The organism is Aquiflexum sp. (assembly GCF_977115555.1).
Genome location: NZ_CDSBKL010000472.1, coordinates 1 through 2,794, shown reverse-complemented (window position 1 = coordinate 2,794; position 2,794 = coordinate 1). Strand labels below are relative to the sequence as shown.

General features: G+C 42.3%; 3 protein-coding genes. 1 reads left to right on the top strand and 2 read right to left on the bottom strand.

The window, feature by feature from the left end:
* On the top strand, window positions 1–1,920 hold a 1,920-nt coding region (locus ACZFYI_RS18415; RefSeq protein WP_462525587.1), incomplete at its 5' end, for an FAD-binding and (Fe-S)-binding domain-containing protein.
* A 140-nt stretch (window positions 1,921–2,060) separates the two neighbouring features.
* Here ACZFYI_RS18415 and ACZFYI_RS18410 read toward each other — a convergent pair.
* Both ACZFYI_RS18410 and ACZFYI_RS18405 read right to left on the bottom strand, forming a co-directional pair.
* Entirely contained in the window at window positions 2,061–2,387 is a 327-nt protein-coding gene (locus ACZFYI_RS18410) for a hypothetical protein (protein WP_462525586.1), read from the bottom strand.
* Complete coding sequence (locus tag ACZFYI_RS18405) at window positions 2,377–2,691, bottom strand: hypothetical protein (protein ID WP_462525585.1); 315 nt, start codon at window positions 2,689–2,691, stop codon at window positions 2,377–2,379. Before ACZFYI_RS18405 ends, ACZFYI_RS18410 begins: the two co-directional genes overlap by 11 nt.
* Window positions 2,692–2,794 lie beyond the last annotated feature (103 nt).

Sequence of the window (2,794 nt, the reverse complement as noted above, 5' to 3'; positions counted from 1 at the left end):
TTGCTGATGATTGAGTTTACCGGAAAGACCGAATCTGAAGCGAGGGAAAAAGGAGACAAACTGATTGCGGATCTCAAAGCAGCCGGATTGGGTTATGCCTATCCTGTTATCGGACCTGACCTGACCAAGTCTGCTTGGGCTTTACGAAGTGCAGGTTTGGGACTGTTGGCGAATATTCCCGGCGACCCAAAAGCCGTGGCATGTATTGAAGATACTGCTGTGGACATCGACGATCTGGCGGATTATATTGATGAATTGGATGAAATCCTGATGGGATTCAACCAAAACCCTGTACACTATGCGCATGCCGGGGCAGGGGAAATCCATATGCGTCCGATATTGGATTTGAAGAAAAAAGCCGATCAGGAGGAGTTTTTCAGGATCTCGGAGGCTTCTGCCAAATTGGTCAAAAAATACAATGGCTCACTCAGCGGTGAACATGGTGACGGCCGCGTCCGTGCGCCGTTTATTCCGCTGATGGTGGGTGAGGAAAATTACCAATTGCTCCGCCGCGTCAAATACACTTGGGATCCTGACAATATCTTCAATCCCGGAAAGATTGTAGACACAGCGCCGATGAATACATCACTGAGGTATGAAGCCGAAATGGTTACTCCCGAGCAGGATACGCTTTTGGATTTCAGTGCAAATGGAGGGATTTTGAGGTTGGCGGAGAAATGTAACGGCTCGGGAGACTGCCGTAAACTTCCGGCGTCCGGTGGGACGATGTGTCCGAGTTATCAGGCGACAAGAAATGAAAAAGACACTACCCGTGGCCGTGCCAATACTTTGCGTGAGTTTTTGACTTTGGACAAAAAAGAAAACGCCTTTGACCATCCGGAGATCAAAGAGGCTTTGGACCTCTGTCTTTCCTGCAAAGGCTGTACCGCCGAATGTCCTTCCAATGTGGATATGGCTTCAATGAAAGCGGAATTTCTGTATCAATACCAAAAAACCCATGGAATACCGCTTCGGTCAAAGGCTTTTTCCCATATCAATGAATTGAATGGATTGGCGTCCATCGTTCCCGGACTGGCTAATTTCACTTTGTCAAATAGCCTGACCGGAGGTTTGATGAAATCGGTTTTGGGTGTGGCACCCAAAAGGAACCTGCCTGAAATCAGCAAAGTGAGTTTGAGAAATTGGTGCAAGAAAAACTACAGCAAACTTCCCGGGAAAACTCCTGTGATCAAATCACTTTACCTGTTCATCGATGAATTTACGAACCATAACGATACCCAAATCGGAATCACTGCTGTCAAATTGCTCAAGAAGTTGGGTTATGAAGTCAAAGTAGTTGATCATGAAGAAAGTGGTCGCTCTGCTTTGTCAAAAGGATTACTTGAAAAAGCCAAGAAACACGCTGAAGCCAATGTGAGGATATTTCAGGATTTCATTGATGGAAACACACCTTTGGTGGGAATAGAACCTTCAGCGATCTTGAGTTTCAGGGATGAATACCCAAGGTTGGTAGGAAAGGAACTGGTAGAAGGAGCGAAGAAACTGAAATTTCATACCCAAACGATAGAGGAATTTATAGGGAAGGAAATTGCAGCTGGAAACATTAAATCAGATTCCTTTACCCAAGAATCCAAAAAAATCAAACTTCACGGGCATTGCCACCAAAAAGCTCTGTCATCTATGACTTGGACGCAGAAAATGCTTTCCTTGCCCAAGAATTATAGCGTGGAAACCATTCCCTCAGGTTGCTGCGGAATGGCAGGTTCATTTGGATATGAAGCCGAGCATTATGATATCAGCATGCAGATCGGGGAGATGGTCTTGTTTCCGGCTGTGAGGAAGGCAAGTCTCGAAACCTTGATTGCCGCTCCCGGTACTTCCTGCCGTCATCAGATCGCTGACGGTACAGGCAGAAAAGCCAAGCATCCCGTTGAGATTTTGTGGGAAGCCATGAAATAAGAAACAAAATATATGGAGAATGAAAAAGGCGTAAAGGAGAATTTCTCCATTACGCCTTTTTTGATTTCTTACATACTGTAAGAAAACCGGGATTTTTATAAAAAGTAAAATTTTACCTTGAAAAACTCATGATCTAGACATTACTTTATTGATTTCAATAGGTCATGCATGTCTTTTTCAGGAAATACTCCGGGCACATTTCTGTTGTGCAAAGCAATGAGGTAAACGTTATTCTGCTTGATACAAAAGTAAACCTGGATATTTGGCTTTTCTCTACTCTGTCGTCCCATAGACCTAAATGCTAATTTTGTTTTGAAAAACTGATTTCCAAGTGGAGTTCCGGTATCGGGATTTTCTTCTAACCTATCCAAAAGTAAGCTGAAGTCGTTGCTGAATGAGGGATCTTCTTTTACTAGATTTTTAAGTTCGCTTGAAAAAGCATCCGTGCAAATGATGTTAAAGTTCATTTAATAATTCTTTAGCGGATTTAAGTTTGATTTTACCTTCTTGGTACTGTTTGATCTGTTCGATGGCCTCAGAATAGGGCTTAGGGAGGATAATTACCTTCGGTTCTTTGATGGGTTTAGGTTCCTTGTATGGCCGAACCCTTTCATATCTGTAAAGCTTTCGTTCGCTGTCATGGTCGATTTGTGTGGCTGGGATTACTTTTGGAGGATCTTTAGGATACAGGATTTTAACAAACTTAAAGTTGCTCAGCACTTCAAGGAAAAATTCTGCTTTTTCGTCTTTAATACTTATCTCAATTTTCATGGTATTTTAATTGACTTTTCTTTTTTCAATTTTGACAATAAGAATAATAAAAAAATTAATCAAAAATATGCGCATCTAACAAAAGAAGAAAGAGATATCATTT

Excerpts from the sequence above, each read along its gene's own strand:
- ACZFYI_RS18410 (WP_462525586.1), bottom strand. The coding sequence starts at position 2,387 with ATGAACTTTAACATCATTTGCACGGATGCTTTTTCAAGCGAACTTAAA.
- ACZFYI_RS18405 (WP_462525585.1), bottom strand. The coding sequence starts at position 2,691 with ATGAAAATTGAGATAAGTATTAAAGACGAAAAAGCAGAATTTTTCCTT.